Source organism: Streptomyces sp. NPDC057877, assembly GCF_042796855.1.
Classification (GTDB): Bacteria; Actinomycetota; Actinomycetes; order Streptomycetales; family Streptomycetaceae; genus Streptomyces.
In genome coordinates this window covers 1-4318 of record NZ_JBHVMS010000008.1, presented here as the reverse complement: position 1 = coordinate 4318, position 4318 = coordinate 1, and the positions used below count along the sequence as shown (strand labels likewise).

Annotated in this window: 3 protein-coding genes; all 3 read left to right on the top strand. The window is 70.1% G+C overall.

Translation table 11 applies throughout. The annotated features are described in order from the left end of the window. On the top strand, positions 1-1034 hold a 1034-nt coding region (locus ACFVQG_RS24160; RefSeq protein ID WP_383387123.1), incomplete at its 5' end, for an SCO6880 family protein. A gap of 14 nt (positions 1035-1048) precedes the next feature. Then, positions 1049-2461 carry an ATP-binding protein gene (locus ACFVQG_RS24155; RefSeq protein ID WP_383387120.1) on the top strand — a complete coding sequence of 471 codons (1413 nt, stop codon included), beginning with the start codon at positions 1049-1051 and terminating at the stop codon, positions 2459-2461. Between the two features lie 34 nt (positions 2462-2495). Continuing rightward, the gene (locus ACFVQG_RS24150; RefSeq protein WP_383387117.1) at positions 2496-3962 is read left to right on the top strand and encodes a type VI secretion protein; all 1467 of its coding nucleotides are present in this window, start codon (positions 2496-2498) and stop codon (positions 3960-3962) included. Positions 3963-4318: the final 356 nt, after the last annotated feature.

Here is a 4318-nt window from a genome sequence, read left to right as displayed (position 1 = left end):
CCCTCGTCGACCGCTTCGGCACCCTCCTCAAGCACGTGGCCAACGGCGACGGCTTCGTCACCCGCCTCCAGATGCTCGCCCGCACCCTCCCCGCCGACCCCGACGCCCACGCCAAGGACGTCGCCGTCCGCGGGGACGAACGCGCACCGGCCTGGCTCCAGCAGTCGTACGACCAGCTCCAGTCCATGGTCTCGACGAGCAGCGAACAACACCGCGCCTACCTCGTCGCCTGTATGCACTACACCCGCGACCTGGCCGCCGAGGCCCAGGCGATGGCCCGCGCGGCCCGCCCGCACGGCGGCAAGGCCGACCGGGACGCGGGCCTCGCGGTCGTCATGGCACGCGAGCTGACCGACATCTGCTCCCGCCTCCAGGAGGCGGACATCCGCGTCCGCCAGCCCCTCGGCCAGGGCCGCCTCGCCTCCCTCATCCACTCCATGTACGACCCGGACCACCCGATCGACCACATCCAGGCGATGACCAAGCGCAACGCCTGGCCCGCCGAGCTGGACGCCATGGAGCCCACCTACCTCCAGGCCAAGACCCGCGAGTCGTCCACCCGCGCCCCCTGGTGCCACGCCACGGCGTGGGTGAAGGAGTGGCCGCTCACCCCCGTAGGCGTGAACTTCCTGGCCCCGCTCCTGGTCCACACCCCGGACGTCATCCGCACCGTCGCCGTCACCATGGACCTCGAACCCACCGAGGTCGCCATCGAGCGCATGCTCACCGAGAAGACGAACGACGAGGCGGAGGCGTCCCGCGCCGCCAAGATGAACCGCACCGTCGACCCGCGCGACATCGCCGCACACAACCGCCTCGACCAGCGCGGTGAAGACCTCGCCAGCGGCGCCGCGGGCGTCAACCTGGTCGGCTACATCACCGTCTCCGCCCGCTCCCCCGAGGCCCTGGCGCGCGACAAGCGCACCATAAGGGCGTCGGCCGGAAAGTCGTATCTGAAGCTGGAGTGGTGCGACCGCGAACACCACCGCGCCTTCGTCAACACTCTCCCGTTCGCCACCGGAATCCGAAGGTAGGGGCTGATGCGCTGATGCGGGACCCGCTGTCCGTCGTCACGGACGCCTTCACGGCCTTCCTCTTCGGGAAGGTCGAGACGACCCGTCCCCCGGTCCGCACCTCCACGGGCCAGGCCCAGGCCGTCTACCTCCCGACCGCCGCCCCCGGCCTCGGCGACTCCGGCGTCATCATCGGCCGCGAGGTCTACTCCGGCAAGGGCTACATCTACGACCCCTTCCAGCTGTACGGCCAACAGCTCCCGGCCCCGCACTGGCTGGTCCTCGGCGAGTCCGGCAACGGCAAGTCCGCCCTGGAGAAGACCTACGTCCTGCGCCAACTGCGCTTCCGTGACCGCCAGGTCGTCGTCCTCGACGCCCAGGGCGAGGACGGCGTCGGCGAATGGAACCTCATCGCCCAGGAGCTGGGCATAACTCCCATCCGCCTGGACCCGACGGCCGCCCTGGACCACGGCATCCGCCTCAACCCCCTCGACCCGGCCATCACCACCACGGGCCAGCTCGCGCTGCTGCGCACGATCATCGAGGTGGCGATGGGCCACGGCCTCGACGAACGCTCCGGCTTCGCCCTCAAGGTCGCCCACGCCTACGTCAACGAGACCATCGTCGAACGCCAGCCCGTCCTCACCGACATCGTCGAGCAGCTACGGCACCCCGAGCCGGAGTCCGCGGAGTCGATGAACGTCGACATAGACGACGTACGGGCCTGGGGCCTGGACGTCGCGCTCGTCCTGGACCGCCTGGTCGACGGCGACCTGCGCGGCATGTTCGACGGCCCCACCACGGTCGGCATCGACCTGGACGCGCCCCTGATCGTCTTCGACCTCTCCCACATCGACCGCAACTCCATCGCCATGCCGATCCTGATGGCGATCGTCGGTGTGTGGCTGGAGCACACCTGGATCCGCCCCGACCGAAAGAAACGCATCTTCCTCGTCGAAGAGGCCTGGCACATCATCAACAGCCCCTTCGTCGCCCAGCTGTTCCAGCGGCTGCTGAAGTTCGGCCGCCGCCTCGGCCTGTCCTTCGTGGCGGTGGTCCACCACCTGTCCGACGTGGTCGACGGCGCCGCGGCGAAGGAAGCGGCGGCGATCCTGAAGATGGCGTCCACCCGGACGATCTACGCCCAGAAGGCCGACGAGGCCCGCGCGACCGGCCGCGTCCTCGGCCTGCCCCGCTGGGCCGTGGAGATCATCCCGAGCCTCACTCCGGGCATCGCCGTCTGGGACGTCAACGGCAACGTGCAGGTCGTCAAGCACCTCATCACCGAGACCGAACGCCCACTGGTCTTCACCGACCGCGCCATGACCGAGTCCTCCGCCGACCTCCTCGACGACGACGCCCTGCGCGCCGCCGAACTGGAGGCCGAGGAGCGCGCGGCGGCCTTCGTCGAACAGCACCTGGGCGACTCGGAATCGACGGTGGCCTGAGCGCGGGCAAACCGAAGGACAGGTAGGGGGAGGCGTGCGACCGGACGACCACCAGGGGCAGCGGCGGGATGCGCAGGGGGGCGTCCCCGACGGCCTGCTGCTCGGGATACTCGCCTTCCTCCTCGGCATGACCCTGCTGGTCTGGACGGCGACCGGCCTGGCCGCCCTGTTCTCCCACGGCGCCTGGCCCACCGGCGTGACCTTCACCCGCACGCCCCTGGCCATGCGCGCCCTGGTCACCGAACCCCATGACATCCCGGCCGCCTGGCCCGACACCCCACCGGGCCAGCTCTCCGGATACGGCCTCTTCTGGGGCCTGTTCATCAGCCAGCTGATGATCCTGCTCGTCCTCACCATCTTCGTGATGGGCACGGTGGCACGCTGGAGAGCGGTCAGAGCAAGACAGAAGCTCCCCCTGGCGGCAGAGCCGCCCCAGACCCACGAGGTCCCGTCCCCAAGAACAGAAGAACAACCACAACCGGTACGGCACGACCCACCGACCGCCCAGAAGGAAACCTCGCTCCCTCCCCCCAACGGCGAACGACTGACCGCTGGCTGGGAAACAACCCGCCCCGCGGGCCCGGTGCTCTACACGACCGGCGAAGCCCGCCAGGCGACCGCGCTCCAGGCCGTGGGCGACGCGGACGGCCCCGCCCTCATCGTCACCTCCAACCCGGCACTCTGGCAGGAGACAAAGGACGCCAGGGCCAAACTGGGCCCCGTCCACCTCTACGACCCCACCCACCGCTGCGACACCCCGGCCCGCCTCCACTGGTCCCCCACCAAGGGCTGCGAGGACAAAGCCACGGCCAAGGCGAGAGCCGCCGACCTGCTCGCCCCCGTCCGCCCTACGGCAAAGCTGGACCAGGCCCTGGCCGACACCGCGGAGACCCTCCTCCGCAGCTACCTCCACGCCGCCGCCCTGGACAACCGCACGATCCGCCACGTCCACCGCTGGTCCCAGGGCACGCAGATCCAGGAAGCGGTACGCGTCCTGCGCACCCACCCCAAAGCAGCCCCGGGCGCCGCGGGCGAGCTGGAAGCCACGCTCACCTCCCATCCGGAACGCCGCGACATGGCGCACGAGTTGACGACACGGGCCCTGTCCGCGCTCTCCACGGTCAACATCCGCGAGGCCTGCACACCAAACCGAACTGATGCGCTTGCCCTGGATTCCTTCATCGACGAAGGGGGCACGCTCTATGTGGTCGGTGAATCCATCGAGGACCCCAGGACACATCCCGGCGCGATGCCCCTCCTGACGGCCCTCGTCTCCAGCGTGGTCGAGCACGGCCGGCGCATGGCCGCACGGTCATCCTCCGGTCGGCTCGACCCACCACTCACCGTCGTCCTGGACGACATCGCCGCCGTGGCCCCGCTCCCGGCCCTCCCGGCCCTCCTGTCCACGGGCCCGGACCAGGGCATGCCCACCCTGGCCCTCCTCCACTCCCGCGAGCAGGCCCGCTCCCGCTGGCCCCACGACGAACTGACGGCCCCCTGACCGTCACCCGCGCTCCAGCACGGACTCCGCCTCGGAAGCCTCCGCACTGCCCTCCAGCGGTACGGTCACCCCACTGGCCAGAAAGCCGACCTTCCGGTACAGCACCTGGGCCCGCAGGTTCTCCTACCCCGCCCAGTCAGTGCTCCCGGCCTCCTCCACCCACACGGTGAGCGACCCACCCCACGAACCGTCCGACCCCTCAGCAACGAACTGCCGCGCCGCGGCGGCCCCTTCAGCGGAACGCTCCGTCCGCTCCCGCTGTAAACGCAGAAAACCCCGCATCCGAAGATGCGGGGTTTCCTCAAAATTTGTTCGGCGGCGTCCTACTCTCCCACAGGGTCCCCCCTGCAGTACCA

Coding starts and splice junctions, on each gene's coding strand:
- ACFVQG_RS24155 (WP_383387120.1), top strand. CDS start 1,049: ATGCGGGACCCGCTGTCCGTCGTCACGGACGCCTTCACGGCCTTCCTC.